This window comes from Methylomonas aurea, from assembly GCF_024505045.1.
GTDB lineage: Bacteria > Pseudomonadota > Gammaproteobacteria > Methylococcales > Methylomonadaceae > Methylomonas > Methylomonas aurea.
In genome coordinates this window covers 1-25690 of record NZ_JANIBM010000011.1, presented here as the reverse complement: position 1 = coordinate 25690, position 25690 = coordinate 1, and the positions used below count along the sequence as shown (strand labels likewise).

The 25690-nt window shown below is 55.4% G+C and carries 19 protein-coding genes, 1 tRNA gene and 2 pseudogenes; 13 read left to right on the top strand and 9 right to left on the bottom strand.

All coding sequences use genetic code 11. From position 1 onward, the window contains the following. The first annotated feature begins 114 nt into the window (after positions 1 to 114). Positions 115 to 205: transfer RNA gene (locus NP603_RS11130), tRNA-Ser, on the top strand. Positions 206 to 315: 110 nt separating this feature from the next. Next, positions 316 to 465: pseudogene (locus tag NP603_RS22020) on the top strand (IS3 family transposase); the annotation flags it as partial. Positions 466 to 491: 26 nt separating this feature from the next. Here the strand turns inward: NP603_RS22020 and NP603_RS11125 are convergent. From NP603_RS11125 to NP603_RS11095, 7 genes are all read right to left on the bottom strand, one after another. After that, positions 492 to 956, bottom strand: a complete 465-nt coding sequence (locus tag NP603_RS11125) for a glycine zipper family protein (protein WP_256610953.1) — start codon at positions 954 to 956, stop codon at positions 492 to 494. A 100-nt stretch (positions 957 to 1056) separates the two neighbouring features. Then, a complete protein-coding gene (locus NP603_RS11120) occupies positions 1057 to 1761 on the bottom strand; it encodes a DUF3313 domain-containing protein (RefSeq protein WP_256610952.1) in 705 nt (234 codons plus the stop codon). A gap of 61 nt (positions 1762 to 1822) precedes the next feature. Next, positions 1823 to 2416, bottom strand: a complete 594-nt coding sequence (locus NP603_RS11115; RefSeq protein WP_256610951.1) for a lipid-binding SYLF domain-containing protein — start codon at positions 2414 to 2416, stop codon at positions 1823 to 1825. Between the two features lie 112 nt (positions 2417 to 2528). Next, positions 2529 to 3842 carry a DUF2252 domain-containing protein gene (locus NP603_RS11110; RefSeq protein ID WP_256610950.1) on the bottom strand — a complete coding sequence of 438 codons (1314 nt, stop codon included), beginning with the start codon at positions 3840 to 3842 and terminating at the stop codon, positions 2529 to 2531. A 165-nt stretch (positions 3843 to 4007) separates the two neighbouring features. Then, a complete protein-coding gene (locus NP603_RS11105) occupies positions 4008 to 5198 on the bottom strand; it encodes a hypothetical protein (RefSeq protein WP_256610949.1) in 1191 nt (396 codons plus the stop codon). An 87-nt stretch (positions 5199 to 5285) separates the two neighbouring features. Continuing rightward, positions 5286 to 5462, bottom strand: coding sequence for a hypothetical protein (locus tag NP603_RS11100; RefSeq protein ID WP_256610948.1), 177 nt, complete (start codon positions 5460 to 5462; stop codon positions 5286 to 5288). Further along, positions 5459 to 6139 (bottom strand): ion channel, encoded by a 681-nt coding sequence (locus NP603_RS11095; RefSeq protein ID WP_256610947.1) that lies wholly within the window; start codon positions 6137 to 6139, stop codon positions 5459 to 5461. The genes NP603_RS11100 and NP603_RS11095 overlap by 4 nt, the downstream gene beginning before the upstream one ends. 205 nt (positions 6140 to 6344) lie before the next feature. Here NP603_RS11095 and NP603_RS11090 point away from each other — a divergent pair, with 205 nt between their 5' ends. The 6 genes from NP603_RS11090 to NP603_RS11065 are packed head-to-tail and all read left to right on the top strand — an operon-like array spanning position 6345 to position 14868. Next, a complete protein-coding gene (locus NP603_RS11090; RefSeq protein WP_256610946.1) occupies positions 6345 to 7532 on the top strand; it encodes an efflux RND transporter periplasmic adaptor subunit in 1188 nt (395 codons plus the stop codon). 6 nt (positions 7533 to 7538) lie between these two features. Continuing rightward, on the top strand, positions 7539 to 10676 hold the full coding sequence (locus tag NP603_RS11085; protein WP_256610945.1) for an efflux RND transporter permease subunit: 3138 nt from the start codon (positions 7539 to 7541) through the stop codon (positions 10674 to 10676). After that, the gene (locus NP603_RS11080) at positions 10669 to 12105 is read left to right on the top strand and encodes an efflux transporter outer membrane subunit (RefSeq protein ID WP_256610944.1); all 1437 of its coding nucleotides are present in this window, start codon (positions 10669 to 10671) and stop codon (positions 12103 to 12105) included. Before NP603_RS11085 ends, NP603_RS11080 begins: the two co-directional genes overlap by 8 nt. Positions 12106 to 12133: 28 nt before the next feature. Beyond that, the gene (locus tag NP603_RS11075; protein ID WP_256610943.1) at positions 12134 to 13213 is read left to right on the top strand and encodes an AI-2E family transporter; all 1080 of its coding nucleotides are present in this window, start codon (positions 12134 to 12136) and stop codon (positions 13211 to 13213) included. 32 nt (positions 13214 to 13245) lie between these two features. Then, positions 13246 to 13608, top strand: coding sequence for a SpoIIAA family protein (locus NP603_RS11070; protein WP_256610942.1), 363 nt, complete (start codon positions 13246 to 13248; stop codon positions 13606 to 13608). Between the two features lie 33 nt (positions 13609 to 13641). Continuing rightward, complete coding sequence (locus tag NP603_RS11065) at positions 13642 to 14868, top strand: cation:proton antiporter domain-containing protein (RefSeq protein ID WP_256610941.1); 1227 nt, start codon at positions 13642 to 13644, stop codon at positions 14866 to 14868. Between the two features lie 59 nt (positions 14869 to 14927). Here the strand turns inward: NP603_RS11065 and NP603_RS11060 are convergent, their stop codons facing one another. Further along, complete coding sequence (locus tag NP603_RS11060; protein WP_256610940.1) at positions 14928 to 15863, bottom strand: Lnb N-terminal periplasmic domain-containing protein; 936 nt, start codon at positions 15861 to 15863, stop codon at positions 14928 to 14930. Positions 15864 to 15998: 135 nt separating this feature from the next. Here NP603_RS11060 and NP603_RS11055 point away from each other — a divergent pair, with 135 nt between their 5' ends. Then, positions 15999 to 17861, top strand: coding sequence for an esterase/lipase family protein (locus NP603_RS11055; RefSeq protein WP_256610939.1), 1863 nt, complete (start codon positions 15999 to 16001; stop codon positions 17859 to 17861). Positions 17862 to 18153: 292 nt separating this feature from the next. Here NP603_RS11055 and NP603_RS11050 read toward each other — a convergent pair whose 3' ends face one another. After that, positions 18154 to 19377, bottom strand: coding sequence for a pyridoxal phosphate-dependent aminotransferase (locus NP603_RS11050; protein ID WP_256610938.1), 1224 nt, complete (start codon positions 19375 to 19377; stop codon positions 18154 to 18156). A 656-nt stretch (positions 19378 to 20033) separates the two neighbouring features. Here NP603_RS11050 and NP603_RS11045 point away from each other — a divergent pair. The 4 genes and pseudogenes from NP603_RS11045 to NP603_RS11030 all read left to right on the top strand — a co-directional run. Further along, entirely contained in the window at positions 20034 to 23207 is a 3174-nt protein-coding gene (locus NP603_RS11045) for an efflux RND transporter permease subunit (RefSeq protein ID WP_256610937.1), read from the top strand. 8 nt (positions 23208 to 23215) lie between these two features. Then, entirely contained in the window at positions 23216 to 24436 is a 1221-nt protein-coding gene (locus tag NP603_RS11040) for an efflux RND transporter periplasmic adaptor subunit (protein ID WP_256610936.1), read from the top strand. Positions 24437 to 24549: 113 nt separating this feature from the next. Continuing rightward, positions 24550 to 24978, top strand: coding sequence for a desulfoferrodoxin family protein (locus NP603_RS11035; RefSeq protein ID WP_256610935.1), 429 nt, complete (start codon positions 24550 to 24552; stop codon positions 24976 to 24978). 397 nt (positions 24979 to 25375) lie between these two features. Beyond that, positions 25376 to 25690 (top strand): annotated as a pseudogene (locus NP603_RS11030) (hypothetical protein); the annotation flags it as partial.

The window sequence follows — 25690 nt, the reverse complement described above, 5'->3', positions numbered from 1 at the left end:
AATTATCAACAAACACTTAGAACAATCAAGGCGCCACATATCTTTCAAACTCTCGCATCAAGCATAAAAAATACTAGATTCCGAGAAAACTTTCTGAAATAATGCGCGGCTATTGGAGAGCTGGCTGAGCGGTCGAAAGCGGCGGTCTTGAAAACCGTTGACGGCTTATACCCGTCCTGGGGTTCGAATCCCTAGCTCTCCGCCATTATTCATGCATAAGGCCTTGATAAATAAGAACTTATCAAGGCCTTTTCTTTTTATACCCCACTTTGAGCCACGCTTTAGGATTTAGTAGCTTTACCGAATCCGTCACCCTTGGTGCGCCATCAGACCTATCGAATCCAATCCGAGGTTAGGCAGGCTGAATTTGAATATATCCAAGTCTTTTATAACCGCGAGCGGCTCCATTCCGCCAATGGCTACCCGCCGCCCGTTGACTACGAATTGCAGCCGAAAGCCGCTTAGCCGTGGTCTGGAAATGGGTTGACAGATCAATTCACCGTATAACCCATGGCCCCCAAACAGGATTTCATGGCCCGGTTGTAGTTATCCAGGCCGGCAGGCGGCGCCGATGCCGCTTGCCTTTGTTCTTCACGCGCTTGCAATCCGCGCTTCATGCCTCCGGCGATCGCGCCAATAGCCGCACCCTTTCCGGCATCGCCGGCAATCGCACCGATGGCAGCTCCGGCTGCGGCACCGCGGGCACCGCCGCGCAGCGTTTCTCTGGAAGCACCACCCAAGCTTGGAGCGGCCGCTTGAGCCGGCGGGCTGCTGGGATCAAAACCTGACTGTTGCACCGACCACGTATGGCAGTTATAGCGGTCCTGTTGTTGCTGTTGCGGACTTTGCCCCTTGGCAGGATAAATCATCAACTGGCTTTGCGCCCATGCCAGTTGCAGGCTACCAACCAATAGAGCGCCAAAAAGATGGATGCGACGAATGTGGACAGAGTTCATGGTATCGCTACCTCCGCATGAATCATGCGATCAAGTATAGGAATCGAGGAGTCAGTGCATGAATAACGCTTGATCACGCACTGCTCCAGAATGCTTCGGTTTATTGCGCTGGCGGCATTTCGCCGCAGTTGGCCAAGCGATAGGCCAGACGCCCGGACCAGAAATCAAAGGCGCGATTGACGTCGTCCCACTTACCGGTGGAGCCAATGATGGATTTGGCGCCGACAATCCGGTCCACCGCTGCCGCAATGCGTTCGCCGGTGGTGGCGTCGCTGATTTCGACTTCACCACTGGCCTTGCCTACAAAGGTGCCGGTACCTGTGGCTATCTCTTTTAATTTCGACATCACCAGCAATTGCGGCACGAAAGATGACACGGTATCGGCTACCGGCCAGGAGCCTTCAGCCTCGGTAATCGCCGCTTTGATCCGCAGCGTACCGGGCTGTGGAGATGAAACAATCTGGTATTGTTTACCCAGCTCGCTGACCATTGAACTGTGCAGGTGGTTGACCAGCAATTGCCGCTCTTGGGCCGGCAGACCGGCTAGCTCGCTATTGCGTTGGGTCCATAAACTTACCGGTTCGATCAGTACCTTGTCGTAGTTCTTACAGGTTTGCGGGTAATTAGGGTCGATATAGATTTTAAGCGCTTGGCCGGCCTGGCCTTCTTTCAACAGGGAATAATCCCCCAGAAAACCGGCTTGTTCGACGTCTCTGGCTTGTTTGATCGGCGTACAGGCGACCAAGGCGGCACATAACGCCAATCCGGTGATGCTACTTTTATTTCGGTGGTTAATCGCTGCCATATTTACCTCGCATTTATTGTTATTGTGAAAATAGAGCCTGGCATCATGGCCAGCGTGTCGATCAGGGGGTAATTCGGGTGATTTTCGAGCCTTGTAAACCGAGTCCGGCCATCAGGCCGCGTTGTCCGAACACAAAGGCGTAGACATCGTCACGCAACGTGGTGGAGGTGGCTTTTTTGGCCATGCCTTCGTCCATAACCACAATGCTGGGACCAACGCCGACTTCGAAACCTTTGGCGTTATTCAGGCTGGCCAAAGCGGCGTCGTTCATGAAAAACATCGCGTAGCCAAACGATTGCACTCCGGCCTGCAAACCGTAGGATCCGGCAACGATATTGTAGTAACCCACGGTGTGGCCGTTTTGACGCATCGCACCCTTGCCGTATTCGGCACCGCCAATGAAACCCGCCTTCAACACGTTAGGAAATACCAGGATGCCCTTGGCTTTTCTGGCCAGAATTCGGGCCGAAGGCGCGGTTTCATATAGTTTGCTCAGGGCCGCGTTAACGTCACGGTCGATTTGCGCGGCATTGGTTTTGCTGTCGCCGGATGAAACACCAAGTGTCTGGCAACCCGTCAGCATCAGGAACAAGAAACAGACACAGCCGTAGAAGCCGGCCCGTTCATATCTGTGTTGCACTTCTTTTTTGTTCATCGTCATTGCCTTCCATCCGATTTAGGTCGTTAAAGCCAAGAAGTCATCGCCGCAGCCGCAGCCGTCAAGGCGGTTCACGCATGGCTGATGATGATTGCTAAGAGAGCCATCGTCAATGTTCCAAATATGCGTCGATGCGCCCCTCCCGCACTGCGCGCACCAACGCTTGATGATCCTGTTCATTCTGATCGGCATAGGCTTCGGCAAAATCGGCCAGCGCCTCATCGAAATCCTCACGCTTACCCAGATAGCCGGCGATTTTAGCCGCATCGCCGGAGCGCGCATGGGCACTGGCCAGCGCCCAGCCGCAAACTTCGGCATATTGCAGCATGATCTCGGGTCCGAACAGTTCGACCATGGGCTTGATTTTCATGTCGCGCATTTGCCGGATATAAAAATGATTGCCGACATCGGTTTCCGCCCAACCCAGGAAAATGTCGGTTGCCGACAGCATCAGCCGCTGCCCCATGGCCACCCGTTGACCATGATTGGCATAAACGCTCTGACCGGCGTAGGGCTCAAGCACCGATGCCCGTGCTTGCTTGACCTGCAGAAACAAAGGATCTTCCGCACCGCCCATCATCAGCATGATGAAGCAACGATTACCGACACTGCCAATACCCACCACCTTCATCGCCATGTCCTTGAGTTCGTAGCGATCCAGCAATAAACGCCGATCGTCGGACAAACTGGCCCGATAAACGGCGAACGCATCGTGAACGCGAGCCTCGACGACGGCCGATTCCTCGTCCTGCAAGTGGTAAATCAACGGCGGATTGTCGCGAATACGATGGACGCCCCCTTCAAAAGTCACCATCTCCGGAAAATCCTCGTCCAGCACATCCCGATCGCGCGCTTTGGCAATGCGTTTCTTGGCACGCTGGCGAACGGTTTCATCGGCAATCGTCTCAACCAATTCGTCAGCGTCGATTTTGAAATACCACAAATCGAGCGCCCGCATCTTGGCAAATTCCCGCATGCGTTGACGGTAACTGCGCACCGAGGCTTGCGCCGCGTCGCGCGCCTCGCGGCCGGTAAAGCCATTGTGACGGCCGGCAATCACAAAACTGGTTGCAAGGCGCTTGATGTCCCACTCCCAGGTAGCTGGCAGGGTTTCGTCGAAATCATTGATCGAGAAAATCAGGCGTCGCTCGGGTGTGCCAAAGCAGCCGAAATTCAGCAAATGGCAATCGCCACAGGCTTGAACCATGATGCCGGTCGAAGGCAAGCCCGCCAGATCGGCAGCCATGATCGCAGCGGAGCCCCGATAAAAGGCAAACGGCGACTGCATCATGCGCCCATAACGGATGGGCAACAATTCCGGTACCCGGCCGACGCCGGATTCGACGAGTTGCTCGACCGGGTCAAGCCGCTGTTTCGGCGCCCGCCAGACGGCGTGGCTTTGCAACGGCACGGCCAAGCGCATAGCTTTACCCTCGGCTTTACGATCGGCGCGCGAACGTCGATCCACCGTGGCAGGTCCCCCGGCCTCAGCGGAGACCGTATGAGCTTGACCCTTCTTTGAAAACGCGTCTTTCTTACTCATCATCCGACCCCTGTTTAATATGCTTCAGGCGCTCTTTGCAGCGCGTTACAGCAAAATGCCCAACAAGCTTTTAACGATGTCTTCCAGCGAAATCAGTGTCAACAGTAACGGTGACACCGGCAACAAGGCGACGACGGCTGTTTGCAGTACCATGGCCTTGTCGAACGGAAACGGGCGCATTTCCTTGACGACATCAAAACTGCCTGCCAAATCCGCTAACGATTGAATATCGGCACTGCCCACCAACGATTCGTCGGGTGGCGGTGCCGTGCGCAACCATTTGCGATCAAAATCCCGGACGTAGCGACACGCTAAATTTCCGTATTCAAGCAGCCCCTGGCGTTTGGTCTGAGCCAGTTTTGGGGCAAATGCACACAATGGCGCAAAAATAGTCAATAAAATGAACACCAACGTCGCCGCAATCTCCGACTTGAAAGCCACGAGAGACGCACCTTCGTGGAAGATTCTGTTGGCGATCATGCCGGCAACCAGTACGGTCTGAGCCAAGATAAACGGTAAGAAAGCCGCGGCACTACCACCCAAAAATCCCAAGCCACCCGCCCGGTCGGGGTGAGTGGGTATTAGAGACAAAGGCATACGGGCAATTTGCCACAAAAACCGCATCCAAATGACAAGCCGGAAATACCAGCGTATTAGCAAGAACTGAAACACTGGAATACTGACGTAGCTGTACCAATAGCCTGCCGGGGAAAGCCGGGATTGCCCATCATACGCAACCGAAAACCAGGTGGCTGTCTCAAGTACCATCTGGTGTGACCAAAGATAATGCCCGGCCGTAAAAACCAAAACAAGTAGTATGACTTCGATCAATACCGAATTGCGCAGGGCCAACGCCGAATCGACAATGGCCTGAAACCGGGGCAGCGCATCGTCAGGGACGATTTCTCGTTGTCGAAATTGTTTGACCAGCGGGGCGATGCGCTGATGGACGACGCGTTCGGCCAGCAACATCAACGGTATGGCCAGCAAAAACCGGACATGCACGTCGATGTCGTACAGAAACGGCACCTTGATTGATTCCGCCCCCTGATCGCGAAATAACAGAGAAAGCGCGAGCATAGGCAGCCAGCTAAACAAGCTGATCACCATGATTCTGCGTTTGAGTAATGTATCGGCACAGCTACCGATACGGGCACGCATGAACAATTGGTACAGCGGCCCACCCAAAACCAACGAAAAATCCTCATCGTCCCTGTAATCCGTCAAGCGATTCATGGTTTACCTCAACTGTAGTTTAGGAAAGGCATTGAAAAAAACGAGACCGCCCGCGGCAAGATTTCGAACCGATTTGACCGTCCGCCATCACAGCGAAAACGCTAACCCGCCCGCGCATGTCCCGGCTTTGGCCGCCACCTGGTAAAACCAGAGTTGTTGAAAAATAGGGCGATCGCCGTACGACCCTTCCAAGTCTTGACGGATGGCCTTGACCAAGCGCGCTGTCAGGCAACGCAGGAAACCTTGGATCACGTTCAGACTCATCGCGGTTTCCGCCCGGAACTGTACACTCCCACCAGACTGGCCACCATCACCGCCAAATAAAACTGACCGACCACGGCTTCCAGATAGGCCAAGGTTCTGAGCAAACCACCGACGGGTGTGATATCGCCGTAACCCAGACTGGCCAGCGTGACGAAACTGAAATAAATCAGCGCAGGAAACGCTTCGCGTCCGTGTTCGGATAAGCCTCCCGAGAATGCTCCCCAACCGTGGAGATGCAACATGCGATAGAGCAGCGCCCAGATTACCCCGATCAACAAGTAAACGCAGAACGCGCCTATCAGGGAATTGAGATCAACCCGATGCAGGACGAAAACGTTACGTGCGGCGATGTAGCAGCTCAGGCTGCAAAAAATCAGCATCAGCAACAAACCGCACAACTCCAGAGTCTTGCTGTCACCGATGACGATATGAATAACCACCAGGCCGGTAATGACCACCACCAACGCTGCCCCCAACTGAAAAACCCGTCGCGACGCGGCCATGCTCCAGACCGCCACCAGCATGAACAGGCTGAACAAGAAGGTCGTCGAATAACGTCCGACGCCCGGCAAAGCCGAACTGATAGGCAGCATCAGCAACGTCAATATCAAACCGAAAAACAGGTAGAAGAAGTTGCCGCTAGGGCCCAAGCGAGCGGGCAGATCGAGCTGGTTCATCGAAATTCACCTGCGTTAAAACAGCGAAATTGAGGTTAATTTCGCACAACTCCGATAAAAAGCGAAAGAAATCTGCCGGCCCTGCCGCGATGCGAAGCTCGGAGAACTCCCTGAGAAACTAATGTTTTTCTTGGCTTAACAAGGAAAACTGATTAGTCTCTAATCATCGTCTTCCCCTCAATATGCCGGCCAAATGGGATCAACTATGAATCCAAAATCGCGCAAAGACGTTTTTCGGCAACGCAACCGCCCGTTGCCATTACCAGTTACCCGAACCATTGCACTGGCGGCATGCCTATTGATCAGCGCCTGCAGCAAAACCGAGCAAGCGCCCCCGCCCTCGCCGCCGGTCGTGGAAGTGGCGGAGGTCCAGCAGAAAGACGTGCCGATCCATCAGGAATGGGTGGGTACACTCGATGGCATGGTCAATGCGCAGATACTGGCCCAGGTCACCGGCTATCTGATCAAGCAACATTATCAGGAAGGGCAGCCGGTCAAGAAAGGTCAGCTGTTGTACGAGATCGATCCCAAGGTGTTCCAAGCTACCTTAGATGGCGCCAGAAGCAATCTAGCCCGCCAACAGGCCATCCTGAAAACCGCGCAACTGGAACTGGAACGGGTCGAGCGCTTATTGCCGGAACGCGCCGTCAGTGTTCGCGACCGCGACAACGCCGTGGGTCGCGAAGCTTCGGCGCAAGCCGAAGTGCTGGCGGCCAAGGCCGCTCTGGATAGTGCGCAATTGCAACTGGGTTTCAGCAAAATCACCTCACCGATCGATGGTGTGGCCGGCATTTCCAAGGCGCAGTTGGGTAATCTGGTCGGCCCCGGCAGCGCCAATGCCGAACTGACCACGGTATCGCAACTCGACCCCATCAAGGCCTACATTGCGCTAAGCGAACAGGAATATCTGCAGTTTGCCCGCGAAAAGCAAAACGGTTCGCAACCGGCAAACGATATGGCACTGGAGCTGATTCTGGCGGATGGCTCGACCTATGCCCACCCAGGTAAATTCTTTTTCGCCGACCGTCAGGTCGATGTCAAAACCGGCACCATCCAGGTCGCCATTTTATTTGCCAATCCCGGCAACCTGTTGCGTCCGGGGCAATACGCCAAAGTGCGGGCGGTAGTCAAACACAAGCCCGGCGCTTTATTGGTCCCGCAGCGCGCGGTGGGCGAGATGCAGGGCCGGCGTCTGGTGGCGGTGGTCAAAGCGGATAACAGCGTGGAATTGCGTCCGGTCAAGGTCGCCGAAACCATAGGCAGCGACTGGATCATCGACCAGGGATTGAAACCAGGCGAACGCGTCATCGCCGAAGGCATTCAAAAAGCGCGCCCCGGCACCACCGTTACGCCGCAACCCTACACAGATGCCGCCGCAGCCGGCGCGAGGTAATCGCCAATGGCTAAATTTTTCATCAACCGCCCGATTGTGGCGATCGTCATTGCCATCTTGATGGTGATGATTGGATTGGTGTCCATGATGGGGCTGCCGATCGCGCAATTTCCGAGCATCGCGCCACCGGAAATACAAGTCACCACTACCTATACCGGCGCCGATGCGGTGACCGTCGAGCAATCGGTGGCCACGCCAATCGAACAGCAAATGTCCGGCGTGGACAACATGAACTACATGTACTCCATCAACGCCAACAGCGGTGCCATGACCTTGCGGGTCAATTTCGACGTCGCCACCGACCCCAATACCGACCAGGTGCTGGCGCAAATGCGAAAATCCCAGGCCGAATCGCAACTGCCGCAGGATGTACGCAATTTCGGCGTCAACGTGCAGAAATCGACAGCTTCGCCACTGATCATGTTCGCGCTGTATTCGCCCAACGGCAGTTACGACAACATCTTTCTGGCAAATTACGCTTACATCAATATCAACGACCAGATGACGAGGGTCAAAGGCATCGCCAGTGTCTCGGTGTTTGGCGCCGGGCAGTATGCGATGCGGATTTGGGTCAAACCCGATCAACTGGCCAAGTTGAACATCACGATTCCGGAGATCGTCAGCGCCGTGCAGGCGCAGAACAACGTCAATCCCGCCGGCAAGGTCGGCGGCGAGCCGGTGCCGGCCGGCCAGGAATTTACCTATGCGGTGCGCGCTCAAGGCCGTCTGCAAACCGAAGAGGAATTCGGCAATATCGTGCTGCGGGCGGAAGCGAACGGCTCCATCGTCCGCATCAAGGATGTCGGCCGTATCGAATTAGGCGCGCAAACCTACGACATGTCCGGTCGCCTGAACGGCAAGCCGGCGGCACTGGTGGCGCTGTATCAATTGCCGGGCACCAACGCCATCGAAGCCGCCGACGGTGCCAAAAAAGTCATGGAAGAACTCAAAACGCGTTTCCCGGACGATCTGGATTACGTGGTGGCGCTGGATACCACGCTGGCGGTCACCGAAGGTATCAATGAAATCGTGCATACCCTGTTCGAGGCCATGGTGCTGGTGATTCTGGTGGTGTTCCTGTTTCTGCAGGGCTGGCGGCCGACGCTGATTCCATTGCTGGCGGTGCCGGTGTCGTTGATCGGTACCTTCATGCTGTTTCCGCTGCTGGGTTTTTCGATCAACACCCTATCGCTATTCGGCCTGGTGCTGGCAATTGGTTTGGTGGTCGACGATCCCATCGTCGTGGTAGAAGCGGTGGAGCACTACATCGAGAAAGGTTTGAGCCCCAAGGAAGCGACCCTGAAAACCATGCAGGAAGTGACCGGTCCGATTATCGGTACTTCGCTGGCCCTGATCGCGGTGTTCTTGCCGACGGTGTTCATTCCGGGGATTACCGGCCGACTGTATCAGCAGTTCGCGGTGACGGTCGGCGTGTCGGTGATGATCTCGACCTTCAATTCGCTGTCGTTGAGCCCGGCACTGGCCGCCTTGATTCTGAAACCCCGCGTGCGCGGCACCGGGCCAATACAGAAGTTTTACGACGGTTTCAATCGCCGTTTTGGCGTAGCCAATGCCGGTTATGTCAATTTTTGCGCGGTACTGATCCGTAAAGCCGGTATCAGCATGATCTTTCTCGGCGGCTTGACGCTGCTGGCCGGCGGCCTGGGTAAAACCGTGCCGACCGGATTTTTGCCCGACGAAGATCAAGGCTACCTGTTTGCCGCCATCCAGTTGCCGAATGTCAGCTCGTTGCAGCGCACCGATGCGGCCACCCGCAAAGTCGAAGACATCCTCAAAAATACCCCCGGCGTGGCTTACTACTCGTCGGTAATTGGCTACAACATGCTGAGCCAGGCCAACACCACCTACAACACTTTTTTCTTTATCTCGCTGAAAAACTGGGCCGAGCGAACCCAGCCGGAGGAACAGTATGCGGCGATCAGGGCCCATCTCAACAAGGAACTGAGCAATCTGCCGGAAGCCATCGGTTTCGCTTTCCCGCCGCCGGCGATCCCGGGCGTGGGTACCTCGGGCGGAGTGACGATGATCCTGGAAGACCGCGCCGGTAAGGAAGTCGCGTATTTGGCGGAAAACACCATGAAATTCATTGCCGCTGCCAAACAACGGCCGGAAATCGCCAACGCCTTCACCACTGCCCTGCCCTCGGTACCGCAGATTTTCGTCGATGTCGACCGCGACAAAGTGTTGAAGCAAGGCGTGCAACTGGCCGACGTCTATAAAACCCTGCAGGCCTACATGGGTTCCGGCTTCATCAATTACTTCAACCGCTTCGGCCGGCAATGGCAAACTTACGTTCAGGCGGAAGGTGAATTTCGCAAGGACGTCAGCGCACTGGGCCAGTTTTATGTGCGTAACAATGCCGGCGAAACCGTGCCGCTGGCGGCCTTGACCAGCATCCGCAAAACCGAGGGGCCGGAATTCACCATGCGCTACAACCTGTACCGTAGCGCGCAGATCAACGTCACGCCCAAGCCGGGTTTCAGCTCGGCGCAGGCGATGGCTGCGTTGGAGGACGTGTTTGCCCAAACCATGCCCGCCGACATGGGTTACGACTACATCGGCATGAGTTATCAGGAGAAACAGGCGCAACAAGGGGTTTCGCCGGCAGCGGTATTCGCGTTTGCCATCTTCTGCGTGTTTTTGATTCTGGCGGCGCTGTACGAAAGCTGGAGTTTGCCGTTCAGCGTGCTGCTGGGCACACCGATTGCCGTTTTCGGGGCCTTTGCCGGTTTGCTGATCGGCCATTACGAAAACAATCTGTATGCCCAAATCGGTTTGGTGATGCTGATCGGTCTGGCGGCGAAGAATGCGATTTTGATTGTCGAGTTCGCCAAGATGGGTGTCGAGGAAGGCAAAAGCGTTTACGACGCCGCCATCGAAGCCGCCCGCTTGCGTTTGCGGCCGATCATGATGACGGCCTTGTCGTTCATTCTGGGCTGCATACCCCTGGCCGTTGCCAGCGGCGCCGGGTCGCTGTCCCGGCGGGTGATGGGTTACGCGGTGATCGGCGGCATGACCGCCGCGACCGCCATCGCCATTTTTTTGATTCCGGTGTTGTTCTATGTCGTGGAGAAACTGGGCAAATCCAAAACGGCGACCGGCGAAGGAGAAGGCCATGAATAAACTGTCTATCCTGAGTTTGGCCTTGTCCCTGAGCGGTTGTTTCGTGGTCGGTCCCGATTATGAAAAACCGCAACTGGAAACACCGCAACAATGGCGCTTTGCCGCCGAAGACGCCCGCGATACCGCCAATCTGCCCTGGTGGCGGCAATTGCAGGATCCGGTGTTGAACAATCTGGTGGAACAGGCCCTACACAACAATCTTGACCTGAAAATAGCGATTGCCAATGTGGAACAGTTCATGGGCGTTTACGGCGCCACCCGCGCCAATCTGTTTCCGCAGATTTTCGGCCAGGGCGGTTACCAGCGCCAGCAGACCAGCACCGCGGCATTGGGATTGGCTGGTAAAACCGCGGACACCGATTTCGCTCAACTCGGCGCTACCATGGTCTGGGAACTGGATGTCTGGGGACAGTTGCGCCGGGCCAAGGAAGCCGCCGGGGCCGATTTACTGGCTCAACAATCGGCCCGCGATGCGGTGGTATTGACCCTGGTCAGCTCGGTGGCGCAAACCTACATTACGCTGAGATCGCTGGATAGTAGTCTGGCGATTACCCGGCGCACCGTCGATAGTCTGGTGGAGGAAAATCGTATCGCCAAGGCCCGTTTTGAAGCGGGCTACGCTTCGGAAATCGAAATCAGCCAATCGGATTCCGAATTGGAGCGGCGGCGAGCCTTGATTCCGGTTTACGAACAGCAAATCGCCCAGGCCGAGCATGCTTTGAGTTTATTGTTAGGCCAAGCTCCCGGCGCCATTGACCGAGGGCTGCCCCTGGAAGAACTGACGCCACCCGCCGTGCCCGCAGGCTTGCCGTCTGAACAATTGCAACGGCGTCCGGACATCCAACAAGCCGAACAACAGTTGATGGCCGCCACGGCTCGCATTGGCGTGGCGCGCGGGGAATATTTCCCCAAGGTCACGCTGACCGGCGATTTGGGGCAGGCCAGTGTGGAACTGGCATCGCTGTTTACACCCGGCGCTAATTTCTGGACCATCGGCGGCCGTCTTTTAGGGCCAATCATCACCGCCGGCCGCGTCGCCGGTCAGGTGCAGGCCGCGGAAGGCGCACAACAGTTAGCCCTGGCTAATTATCAAAAATCGATATTGTCAGCGTTTCGCGAATTCGAAGATGGCTTGATTGCCAGCAAAAAGTCCAACGAGCGGCAAGTTTCCCAGGCGCAGCGGGTCGAGGCTCTGAAAAATTATCTGCGTCTTTCCAGAACCCGTTACGACGAAGGCTACACCTCTTACCTGGAAGTGCTGGATGCGTTGCGCCAGTATTACGAAGGCCAGATCGAATGGGTGCAAGCGCGTAGCGACACCTTTGTCGCCTTGATCCAGTTGTACCGGGCGATGGGTGGCGGCTGGATCATCGCAGCGGAGCAAGGTGTACAAATGCCCAAACCCAAGGACGCCGCGTTTTTACCCTGAGTTTCTCATCTTTGAACCGGAATACGCCATGCCGCACGAGCCGCAAATCATGAAGCCTGAAGACTTTTCCCATCGCGCCGTCGAGGCGGCACTGAAAATTGGTTTGTTGTTCGTGCTGCTGAACTGGTGTTTTCATATCGCCAAGCCGTTTATCAATCCCCTGGCCTGGGGTGTGATCATCGCCGTGGCGCTGTACCCGTTGCATCAAAAACTGACCGCATGGCTGGGCGAGCGTGAAAAACTGTCGGCGGCTTTGGTGACCGGCTTGTTATTGCTGATCATCCTGGGCCCTTGCGGCATTCTGGCCAGCATCATCGGCGAGAATGTTCGGGAGTTGGCGGACAGCCTGCAACAAAATCAACTCAACATTCCGCCTCCCCCGGAAAAAGTCGCGGCCTGGCCGCTGATCGGCGAACCGCTGTTCAATTTTTGGCAACTGGCCGCCAATAATTTCGGGGAAGCAGTCAAAACCTTTGCGCCGCAACTGAAGCAGGCCAGCAAATGGCTGCTGACTTCCGGCGCCATGGTGATCATGGCCATTCTGCAATTGTTGGTATCGGTCATCATCTGCGGTTTGTTGCTGCTCAATGGGGATAGCGGGCATCGCTTGGCATTGGCGATAGGCAGGCGGCTGGTCGGCAGCAAGGGCGAGGAATGGACTGAGCTTTGCATCGCCACGATACGCGGTGTCGCGCGCGGAATTTTGGGGGTGGCCTTGATTCAAACCGTACTGGCGGGCGTGGCGTTTTTCCTGGCCGGCATGCCGGCGGCGGGATTGCTGACTGTGTTCTGCCTGTTTCTTGCCGTGGCGCAACTGCCGACCTTCATTCTGATTTTGCCCAGCATCGTTTACGTTTTTTCCCATCAAGACACCCTGACCGCCACGGTCTTCATGGCCTGGATGCTGGGCGTGGGTGCGATCGATAACGTGCTGAAACCGATATTGATGGGGCGAGGCTTGGATTTGCCGATGGCCGTGGTCTTCATCGGTGCCATCGGCGGCATGCTGTTTTCCGGGATTATCGGGCTTTTCGTTGGTGCTGTGGTGCTGGCGCTGGGCTACAAGCTATTTCTATCCTGGCTAAAAGAAACCTACGCCGGCGCTTGACCGGTCAGCACACCCCATTCGAGGATAACATTATGAGCGCGGAAATCATCAGCAATTTCAACGGTATTGTCACCTGCAAAATCAGCGGCATACTCACTCAATCGGAACTGCGCCGAAGACAAAAAGAGGTAATCGCCATCATTGGCCGCGAGGGCGGTATTCGGTTATTGATCCTGTGCGAGGATTTCCAGGGCTGGGATAAAGCCAGCGACTGGGAGGACGTATCGTTTCAAAGCCAGAGCGATCCTTATATCAACAAGATGGCGCTGGTCGGTGACAGAAAATGGGAAGACCTGGCTTTGATGTTCACCGGCAAAGGCTTTCGGGAGTTTCCGATCGAATACTTTGAATCGCATGACATAGAAAAAGCGCGTGCTTGGTTAACGGAAAATTAGCAAATCCCCCAACCGTTCAAGGAGAAGCCAACCATGATCTTCCTGGTCATTTTTGTGCTCACGGTGTTTATTTACAGCTTGCTGTCGCGGCGTCTGGAAACGACGGTCATCACCGCGCCGATCCTTTTCACGCTGACCGGCATTGCGCTGTACCGTTTACCGCCGGTGTTCAGCGATACCGAATTGAAAAGGCAAGGCTTTTTACTGGTCGCCGAGATTGGTTTGGTCATGACGTTATTCACCGATGCCGCGCGCATCAGCCTGAGCAGCTTAAGCTTGAGCTCGAATCGCAATTTACCGATTCGCCTGCTGACCTCCGGTATGCTGATGACCATTGTGTTAGGCGGATTGGGCGCGATGTGGATCTTTCCAACCCTGAGTTGGCAGGAAGCCGGCATCCTGTCCGCAATCCTGGCCCCAACGGATGCCGGATTGGGGATGGTAATCGTTAACAGTCCTTTGGTGCCGATGCGCATCCGCCAGGCACTCAATGTGGAAGCCGGGCTCAACGATGGTCTTTCCGTGCCGTTTTTGATGTGTTTCATCGCGCTGGCCTTACAAACCAACGCCGGCGCGGTTGACGTATTGTCGGGTTTTATCGGTGAACAGATCGGCTACGGCAGTTTGATCGGCATCGGCGTTGGGGCCAGCGGCGGCTGGTTGCTGTCGTTGGCGACTCGTAAACAATGGATGAGCGAATCCCTGCAGCAGATGGGACTGGTAACGATACCGCTGCTTTGCGCACTGGCGTCGGAGGCGGCCGGCGCGAGCATGTTTATTGCGGGTTACGTGGCAGGTTTCGCCGTGCAGCTGGGCTTTGCCGAGGCCGGTCGCCATAGCGTGGAATTTACCGAAACTTGGGGACAGCTGTTCAATTTTTTTGTGTTTTTTCTGTTCGGCTTATTGGTGGCCCGCTCATGGTCGCATTTTGCATGGCCCCATTTTTATTATGCCGTGTTCAGTCTGACCCTGGCACGCATACTACCTGTTGGGCTGGCATTGCTGGGCAGCGGCTTGAGTCGAGCCAGCCTGTTGTTCATGGGCTGGTTTGGACCGCGTGGTTTGGCGTCCATCGTCTTAGGTCTGGTCTATCTGGAAACGCAAGCGGATCTGCCGGGCGAAGGCTCCATCAAGCTCGCCTTGATGATGACCGTCATCATCAGCATCTTTAGCCATGGTCTGAGCGCGCTACCCGGAATTAATTATTACGCCAAACGCATCGAGCGGTTAAAGGCTGATGCGGCTGAATTTCAGCGCTGATTGGTTGCCGAATCTGCTGCACGAATGCGCGTCGCAAAATCGGTGGCCTGATCCGCAGCCTACGCGCGCGGATTGATGTACGCATTGTTCCGCAATTCGGCAAACGGAATCCGCGTGTCGAGCCGTTGCTGTTCATACAGATATTCCGGCAAATAACCGGAAAGTAAAATCTTCCAGGAAAACGGCAAATGTTCCGGGTTGATTCTGTTCAGTAACCAAATAGCCGTGGTGCAATTGTCCAGCAAGGTGTTGTAAAACTCAGGTTTCTGCTTAAGCTCGTTGAGCTTGCGCATGTAAGCCAGAAACAGGCTTTTAGCATTGTCCAATCGGCCTTGCAGGCGATAGCGATAAACCTGTTCAGGCGGATTTTTTCGATAATTGGTTCGTAAGCGAATGACGTCCCGTTCATCGGCGACGACATAAATCAATTCGTACTGGCGGAAAAAACCTTTAATGGTCGAATAGCCCTCATTCAATTCCTTTCTAGCTTCTATGGAAATCGCCAGATGATTATTGCCGCCAAAATCGAAACTGATGATGGTATGCGCAATGGCAGGCCCCATCCAGTAAATCGAGAATAGATCCACACCTTGCAAGTCATGCAGAGCAAAGGTTTTGTCGTAATACGCCGGTTGATAATCAAACTCAGTTTGGTACGCAAAATTTCGAATGTTGCGGACGGTAACCAAATCGCCCGCAAAATCGGCATAAGCCAATTTGTCCGCGTCAGTTTGCCAGTGTCTGTCGTTGGCTGGACTGATAGTCAACCACCAGATCAATAGGCAGGCAAAGGCCAACAGATAACTCGAAATCAAAACCTGCCGCCAACGGCGTATCACCAGCCCGATTAAGGTCAGCAAGCCCAGCGTGCAAAATAAACCTGCAACAGCGCGTTCAATGTTGCCGCCACTAGAATCCCCGAAGGCAATCGCACAGGTGCCCCAGATGGTCGTTAACGGCAGCAGCGCCATCGAAATCAATTTTAAGCAAGTCATATGCACTAAAAAAATTTGTTATTGTTCAGCCTTTGCGAAATTCTTAATCAACCCAGCGCCATGATGCCTATTTTTTCTTTATCGAACCCAAAATTCATCGCTACGGCGCGAACGCAGGTTAGGGTATTCGCCTCGATGCTTATACTGCTGCAAGGCTGCGCCACGCCGGTCGGCACCAATCCGGTCGATATTCAAACCGGCTATCATCTCAACAGCATCAGCGCGCTGTCGGCCGGCGAAGCCTCGGAACCAACCAAAATGGTGCTTAGACGCAATGGCTTGCTGGATCGCTTCGACACGGAAGCGGAAGCGGTGCTGGCGGAACTGCATGCCAGCCTAAAATCCAACGGCGACGAAGATAAGCTGTTTGCTTTGGCCGAATTGTCCATGCTGCATGCCCAGCAATCCGACGACCATGCCTATTATCTGGCGGCATCCGTCTATGCCTGGTCACTGCTATTTCCGGGTGATGTCGCCGGCATTCAACTCAAGGCGTCCGATCCGCGCTATCGACTTGCTTACGATTTTTATAACCAAGGTATCGCTCAGGGTCTGGCAAATCCGGAAGACGATGACAAAGGCGAAATTGAAGTCCTTTTGAAACCCGGTGAGTACCAATTGCCATTCGGTAAATTGACGGTTAGTGTCGACGCAAGGGGATTGGTATGGGGCGGTTACCGGCTGGAGCATTTCATATCGACGGCGGCCATGGAAGTTCGCGGCTTACGCAACCGCTATCGGATTCCGGGCTTGGGGGCGTCGCTAGCTGCCGGTATTGCCGCACAGCAAGCCGGCGATAAAGTAGTCGGTTCCGATCGCATCGGTCCGCGAATCAAGGTGCCGGTCACCGCTGTCATGCAATTGGGCGATGCCCGTCGCCGCCTGGCCAGTGGCAGGCTCGAGGCGAACATCCAGGTATATGCGGCGGATCAAACCAAGGAGATCATTATCAATGACCAGCTGCAACCCATCGAATATGATCCTACTGCCGCCCTGGCCCACCAGTTGCAGAACAACCCGCTATACGAGCTTGAAATTGCCAATTTTTTTAGTGGCGGCTTATTTGGCAGTATCATCCCCAAAGACCGTGCCCAGGACGGCTTGTTTACTTTGCGCCCCTATTTTCCCGGTAAGATTCCGATCATATTGGTACACGGTACGGCTTCCAGTCCTGCCCGTTGGGCGGAACTGGTCAATGAACTGGAAGGCGATCCGCTGATTCGAGAAAAATTTCAAATCTGGGCATTCATTTACGACTCGGCCAATCCGATCGCCTATTCCGCGGGCCAACTTGTAGCCGCCTTGCAAAAAGCGACCAGGGAGTTCGATCCAGAAGGCAAGGACGAGGCGATTCAGAAAACGGTCGTGATCGGCCACAGCCAAGGCGGATTGTTAGCCAAAATGACGGCCATCGATAGCGGCACGCGTTTTTGGGATTTGATCAGCGATAAACCGTTCGAGCAAATCAACGTCACTCCCGAGATCCGGCAATTGTTGCAGAAATCTTTGTTTTTCAAGCCGTTGCCGTTTGTCAAACGCGTTGTGTTTATTGCCACGCCACAGCATGGCGCCATGGCGGCTGCCTATGAATGGGTGACCGGTTTGGTGTTCAGATTGGTCAAATTACCGTCAACCGTACTCAACGGTATCGCCCAGGCTGCGGCTTCCAGCGGCGACGAAAAACTGAACCGCTTGTTACGCAGGCCGCCAACCGCTGCCGACAATATGAACCCGAATAATCCCGGTTTGAAAGCCCTGGCTTCGATTCCGGTATCACCGACGGTACGCGCGCATTCGATTATTGCCGTGGAAGGCGACGGCCCGGTTGAAGAACGCGATGACGGCGTAGTGGCTTACCGGAGCGCACATATCGACGAGGCGGTTTCGGAAAAAATTATCCGCTGGGGACATTCCTGCCAGGATCAGCCGGAAACCATTGAGGAAATCCGACGTATTCTTTTGGAACATTTAATCGCGTCGAATTTGGTATCCGGATAAATTTTCCGGCGATGTCGCCCCGTTAACTGAAAACAACGGATCAGCGTTCATGACCAAAGCATTGCGTCCATATTCGAAATTTAATCGCCGTAATACGGCGCCAATTAGAAAATCAGCTTCGCGATTCGATCGCGGTTCTTCTGATGGGATTATTTTGGGCATGATTTGTTTTTTATGTCGCGATTAACCAAATTGCGCCACTTAATATGTCACCAAAGAAATAATCGGGCCATAAAATATTTTCAGTGCCTGTAAAGGCCTCCTCCGGTTGCTGAACTCCAGTCGGATATGCTCAATCGAGAGAGGTAGCCGATTCAAGAGGGTTTCTACTGCATAAAGCAAGTAATCCAGTGATCAAGCGCTGAATAGCCTCACCGACTTGTGCCGGACTTAACATGCCATAGGATATTCGCAGATAACAACCGTCCTGCATGCCAAAGGCACAGCCTGGAATGGCGGCCACTTTGAATTGTTTGATCAGGCGTTCGGCAAGTTCAACATCCTTTAGCGAGGTCCGGATTTTGAGCAGCACATAGAAGGCGCCTGACGCTGCCTGCAGTTGGCAAATCTCTGAGATTGCCTGCAATTGTTGCAGCACGTGTAGTCTGATCCGGGCGAGTTCCGGCAATTGCTGCCGGCAATAATCGGCACCGGTTTCTAATGCGCCGATAGCCGCTACTTGCGTGATGGCGGGTGGACAAATCAAATTGGTATCTTGAATTTTCAGCATCGCAGCTAGCAACGCTTCCGGAAAAACGGCATAACCCACCCGCCAACTGGCAAAGCCGTAGGCTTTCGATAACGAAAAAAGACTGATCGTGTGCCCGGCGGCATCGGCCAAGCTAGCCGCGGAAAAATGTGCGGCGCCATCGTAGGTGAAATACTCGTAAGCTTCGTCGCTGATATGGTAAATCCCGCGTTGATGACACAAGGCGTTGACCGCTCGCAAATCCTTTTCCGGATAAACCGCGCCGGACGGGTTATTCGGAGAAACGGTGACGATGGCCCGTGTCTTCTCGGTAATAGCCGCTTCTAGTGCTGCAAGATCGAGTTGGTAGTCTTCGCGAGTTGCAACCGGTATCGCCACGCATCCCAGCATCTGAATCGCCATTTCCTGATTAAAGTAATAGGGCATCGGCAGAATGATTTCATCGCCCGGGTCGCTGATGGCCATGACGACATTCAAAAAGGCCATGTTTGACCCCGCCGTTACCATGACTTGATAGCCCCGGCCGCAATCGATGCGATTGTCTTGGTGTAATTTGCTTTGGATGAGCTCCAACAATTTGGGATGACCTAACGGCGATCCGTACAGATGATCCTCCGGCAGCCTACCGAACGTTGCGATGGCCTGCAGGGCGGAATCCGGTGGCGGATAGTTCACCATCCCCTGCCCCAGCGATAGCGTCCCGTGCGTTTGCCGAGTCCAGTTGGCGATCGTTGGAATGATGGGCGTTTGTACCTGTTGAAGTCTGTCCGTATTTCGCATCGGCGCTTGATGGTGTTGGCCTGACAAATCAGTTTACTCGTTTCTGTGAAATGGAGTCATCTTCACCAGCTTAGTGCCCGAAGTAGCGTTCGACAAATACGCTTTTTAGGAAATTATCAGGCGCGACGAAATAATCGCTTTTTGCAAAGCCCGTTGGTAACCCAATAGTGCGGACTATGGTTAACAGCTCATAGTCGCGATCATGTCCCGCTCACCCCACCTGATCCGATAGCGGGCGATAAAATCGCAGACTTACTTCAGTAACGCCGGCTCCCTCCGCCATCCGATTCGAGTTGTAACTCGCCGGATTACGATCTTAAAAAGCTGTACCGATCAGTAAAGACCTGACACCAGCGAATCGTTTATTCCCCCCGATAACGAGCACGATCCAAACCAAACATTGCTGACGACGACTGGCTACCTTGTTGCGTTAATTGCTCCCTGCTGGCATATCACCAGCTATTGCTCGACCTCTGCCTCAATCACAGCAACTAGGAGAGTCCTGATACCGGTTCCCTTCCCGCAGCCGGCAGCGCAAACCGAGAAAGGAGGTTATCCCGACAACCCGGCAAAAATGGCGCGTTACTTGCTGTATTGGTTGCCTTGCTTGGCGGATCGATCGTTTAAAACACGACAAAGCCCTCCAGGCAATTCTCATTGCAATCGAGTTTCGCCCAAACACCATGTGGATCGTCCAAATTGCCCTGCGCCGCCCGTATACTTTTGTCGTGGCGGCCCTGCTCATTATTTTGTCCACGCCTTACGTGCTGCGCAAAATGCCGACCGATATATTTCCGACCATCGACGTACCGGTGGTGGCGATGCTGTGGGATTATCGAGGCATGACGCCCAAGGAAATCGCCGACCGGCTGACCGGCAACGTCGAACGTAGCATGAGCTTGATCGACGGCATCGAGCACAGCGAATCCCTGACCTACCCCGGCGCGGCAGTAATCAAGGTGTTTTTTCATCCCGGCACCGACATCCGCACCGCCATCGCCCAGGTCATGTCCAGCAGCAATTCGGTGTACCGCTCGCTGCCGGCCGGGACCATGCCGCCGCAGGTGATCCAGTATTCGGCGGCGGATTTGCCGTTGGTGCAGTTGGGCATTTCCAGCGCTACGGTGCCGGAAACCGAGGTCAACGATCTGGTCAACAACATTCTGCGGACCGAATTGCAATCCAAGCGCGGCGTGGCGATGACCAATCCGTTCGGCGCCAAGAGCCGGCAAATCACGCTGGACGTCAACGCGCCGGCCTTGATCGCGCGCGGCCTGTCGCCGTCGGATTTGAGCGACGCCTTGGCCGAGCAAAATCTGATTCTACCGACCGGCAGCGTCAAGGTCGGCAGTAACGAATACGACGTCACCTTGAACGGCGCAGTGGCGGCGATTCCGCGTCTGGCCGATTTGCCGGTACGCACGGTGGATGGCGCCACGACCTTGGTCCGCGACGTGGCCACGGTACGCGACGGTCCGGCGCCGACCACGACGATTGCCAGACAAAACGGCGAACGCGGTATTTTGACCTCCATTTTCAAGATCGGCAGGACCTCGACTTTGGAAGTGGTCGATCACGTCAGAAACTTGATTCCCAGGCTGTTGAACCTGATGCCGGATGGCATCAACATGCGTTTGATGTTCGACCAGTCGTTGTTCGTCAAGGCCGCGATCGGTAACGTGTTGCACGAAGCCCTGATCGCCGCCGGCTTGACTGCAGCCATGCTATTGCTGTTTCTGGGCAATTGGCGCACCACCTGCATCATTGCGGTGTCGATTCCATTGTCGATTATGGTGTCGGTGATTGCTTTGTATTTGCTCGGCGAAACCATCAACCTGATGACGATGGGTGGATTGGCCTTGGCGGTGGGGATTCTGGTTGACGACGCCACCGTCGAGATCGAAAACATCGAGCGGCAAATGCTGCTGGGCAAGAATCCGCAGCAGGCCATTCTCGACGGCGCGGCGGAGATTGCAATGCCGGCCTTGGTTTCGACGCTGTGCATCTGCATCGTCTTCGTGCCGATGTTCTTCCTGACCGGCGTGGCCCGCAGCCTGTTCGTACCGATGGCGGAAGCGGTAGTGTTCGCGATGTTGGCTTCCTATATTCTGTCGCGTACCTTGGTGCCGACGCTGGTGATGTACGTCATGTCCGGCCATCACGGCCAGCTGGATGCCGCGCCGGGCAATGCGTTGGCGCGGGGTTTCCAGCATCTGCACCAAGGTTTCGAGACCGGCTTCGAAACTCTTCGGGGCCGATACGTGGTGCTGGTCAGCCATCTGTTGAAACACAAGCTGCGCTACGGCTCGACGATTCTCGGTTTTTGCCTGGCTTCGTTGGCTTTAGTGCCGCTGCTCGGCGAGGACTTGTTCCCGGCGGTGGATGCCGGCCAGATCCGCCTGCACGTCCGCGCGCCGTCCGGCACCCGCATCGAAGAAATGCCGCAGCACATCGACGCCGTCGAAGCGGAAATCCGCCGGATTATCCCCAAGGAAGAAATCGCCGACCTGCTCGACATCATCGGCGGCCCTTACAGCACTCGTAACACCCTGTTCGGCAACTCCGGGACGATGGACACGGCCGACAGCGAGATCATGATTTCGCTGCGCCCCGGCGACCATCGCCCCAGCGTCGAATACATCAAGGCCTTGCGCGCAGCCTTGCCCAAACAATTTCCGGCATTGGAATTTTTCTTCCAACCGGCCGACCAGGTCAGCCAAACCCTGAATTTTGGCGTGCCGGCGCCGATCGATGTTCAATTCGTCGGCGGCAAAACCGAGGACGTGCTGCCGCATGTGCTGGCGTTCCAGCGCCGCCTGCAGCGAATTCCCGGCATCGTCGACGCCCATATTTACCAACGCATGCACAAACCGGCGCTGGAACTGGAAATGAACCGCCAGCAGTTGCAGCAAATGGGCTTGTCGGCCAGAGACGTGGCGCAAAACCTGCTGCTGACCTTGAGCGGCAGCATGCAGACTGCGCCGCAATTCTGGCTGAATCCGGCCAACGGCAACTCGGTCAATATCGGCGTGATGGGCAATCCGTTGGATCTGGACAATCTTGATGCCCTGCTGCGCATCCCGGTTAGCGGCAGCAGCGACCAGCCGCAGCTGCTCGGCAATCTGGTCAACTTGAAACGGACCGTGCTACCGGCGGCGGTCACGCATTACAACGCCTATAACGTGCTGAACATTTACGCCAACGTCGAGGATCGCGACCTGGGATCGGTCGGCCGCGAGATCGACGCCATCGTCCAAGAGATGCGCGGCAAATTGCCGCGCGGCGTGGACCTGAACGTACGCGGCCAGTTGCAAACCCTGGACAGCTCGTTCACCGGCCTGGCGTCGGGTTTGGCGGTGGCTATCGTCTTGCTCTACCTACTGCTGGTGGTGAATTTTCAATCCTGGCTCGACCCGGCGATCATCGTCAGTGCCCTGCCCGCAGCACTGGCCGGCATCGCCTGGACCCTGTTTCTGACCGGCACCACCTTGAGCATTCCGGCGCTGACCGGCAGCATCATGGCGATGGGCGTGGTCACCGCCAACAGCATTTTGTTGGTGTCGTTCGCTCGTAGCCGGCTCGCCGACGGCGTACCGCCAACCACCGCCGCACTGGAAGCCGCCGCCACCCGCTTGCGGCCGGTGCTGATGACCGCCTTTGCGATGATCGTCGGCATGTTGCCGATGGCGATCGGCTGGGGCGAAGGCGCCGAACAAAACGCCCCATTGGGCCGCGCCGTGATTGGCGGCCTGGCTTTCGCCACTGTGTCCACCCTGCTGTTCGTACCCCTGGTATTCGCCGGCGTCCATCGCTGGCTGGAACGGCGCCGTTCCCATTCCGTTTTTTCAGTTGCCTAAAACCGATTATGAAAACTCAACCCAGTCATGCCTTCGAACTACCGAAAACCGCTAACGCCGGCGCCACGTTAAAGCAAACCAAGCGCGCCGGCCTGGTCCTGCTTGGTCTGTTATTGTCCGGTGCCGCGTTGCGCCTGGCCGCCAATCAGCGCCATGACGTCCAATTACAGCAAACCACCGCCGAAGCCTTGCAACGCAACGTCATCGTCGCTCGTCCCCGGGTTGGCGACAGCGCGCGTAAACTGACGCTGCCGGCGACCTTGCGCGGCTACACCGAAACCCAAATCTTCGCCCGCGCCAACGGCTACCTGAAGAAGTGGCACAAAACCATCGGTGATACCGTCAAGCAAGGCGACTTGCTGGCCGAGATCGACGTGCCGGAACTGGAACACGAACTGGCGCAAGGCCGGGCGACGCTGGCGCAAGTCAAGGCCAAGGCCGAACTGGCGCGCACCACGCTGCAACGCTGGAGCCAGCTCAACGAAACCGACGGCGCGCCGCTGCAGGAGTTCGAGGAAAAACGCGCTGCTTTCATGCAAGCGGAGGCCGATGTCGCGGCTACGGTGGCCAACGTCAAGCGCTTGGAAAACATCGAAGGTTACCGGCGGGTGGTGGCGCCTTTCAACGGCGTCATCACCAGGCGCTCGGTCGATGTCGGCGCCTTGATCAGCGCCGGTACTCAGGAGTTGTTCGCACTGACCCAGACCGACCCGCTACGCTTGAACGTCTGGGTGCCGCAAGCCTACGCCGACGAAATCAAAACCGGTCAGAGCGTCAGTGTCCGCCTGCCGGACAAGGAGGACAGCAAACCGCTGAACGCTCGGGTCGAAAGGGTGGCCGGTGCGCTGGATACCGCGACCCGCAGCCGCCAGGCGGAGATAGTATTGGCCAATAACGACGCCAAATTGCTGCCCGGCAGCTACGTCGAGATCAGTATCAGCGTACCCAGCAAAGCGCCGGCCTTGGTGGCCCCGGCCAATACCTTGGTGATCGACCAGGCTGGAACACATGTCGTCGTGGTCGGTAATGACAAAAAAATCGGCTTCAAACCGGTCAAGTTGGGTCGGGATTTGGGCAAGGAAGTCGAAATCGTCGATGGCCTATCCGCCGACGACCTGCTGGTCGCCAGTCCTTCCGATTTGTTGATCGAAGGCGAAACGGTCGGCATCGTCGAAACAGCGCCGAAAACGGCGGAAAAAGCCGAACCCGCAACCAAGAAACCCAGTTAAGCTTACCGAACTGAGGACCGATTACGGCAAACGTCGGCAGAGGCCTTTAGCCAACCGGTCAGCCCAGACATGGGCTGCCTGATACCCATCCACCCTTACTCAGGAAATAACCCATGGAACGTCGCGATTTTATGAAACTCAGCGCGGCCGGCACCGTCGCCGGCCTGAGCCTTGCCACGGTCAACCGCGCCGCAGCCGGCAGTCAACCGACGCCGCCCGGCGACTTGTACTACACCGAAGCCTCGCAGGGGCGCTGGGCCGGCAAGGGCAAAACCCATTTGCCGTTGATCGAGACCAGCAAGGACGGTGGCAAGACCAAGGTAAAGGTGACGACCACGCACGAAATGAAGGCTTACGAGCATTACATCGTCAAGCACGTGTTGCTGGACAAGGACTATAAATTCCTGGCCGAACATTTGTTCGACCCAACCAAGGAGCCGCTGCCGGTCTCGGAATTTACGCTGGATAACTATAGCGGCACGCTGTATGCCCTTAGTCTGTGCAACAAGCATGATTTGTGGCTAAGCAGCGCCGAAATCTAAGCCGCGGAAACCCGCCAATGGCGGGTTTTTTTCAGCTATTTGCAAAATGAGAGAGGAATGAAAGCCGCTGTGTTTATGATTGAGTTCAATCACATGATTAGAATTCGATTCCGGGAAAATTCATGGCTTGGTTGGTTTGGGCATAATCGGCTTGTGACGAACCCATATAGTGCGCAACTATGCATAGCGGTAAATTGCCATCGTTGGCAAAGCCTGATTTCCCTGGCATTTCAAACAACCCTCCGCCCAGAAGCTTTATGTAGTTTTTCGGAATTTCTGAGGTGAAAATTTATTCTCTTTGTTAGTTTATCTGACAGATAATCCTTACATTGCATTCCTGATAAATCCGGTCTACCTTTGCCGGGCGGACAATAAAACACAACGGAGTGCCAAAATCATGCTTAACCGCCTACCGCTAGCAACCAAATTACAATTAATGGCATGGGTTGCTTCATTAGTTTTAGTTGGAGTCACTTTTCTTGGATACCACTCGTTACAAACTGTAAGTGATGCTGCTCAAAGAATGGGCCAAGGTAAAGACGTTGTCGCCGATATACTTCCCCCACCTTTGTACTTGGTGGAAGGTCAATTAATTGTCGAACGTATTTTCCATGATAGTGATCTGTCCCTTTTACTTAAACGTCTGAAGGAGCTCAAAATTGATTACGATGCCCGTAATCGATACTGGGAAACCAACCATGATTTAACAGAG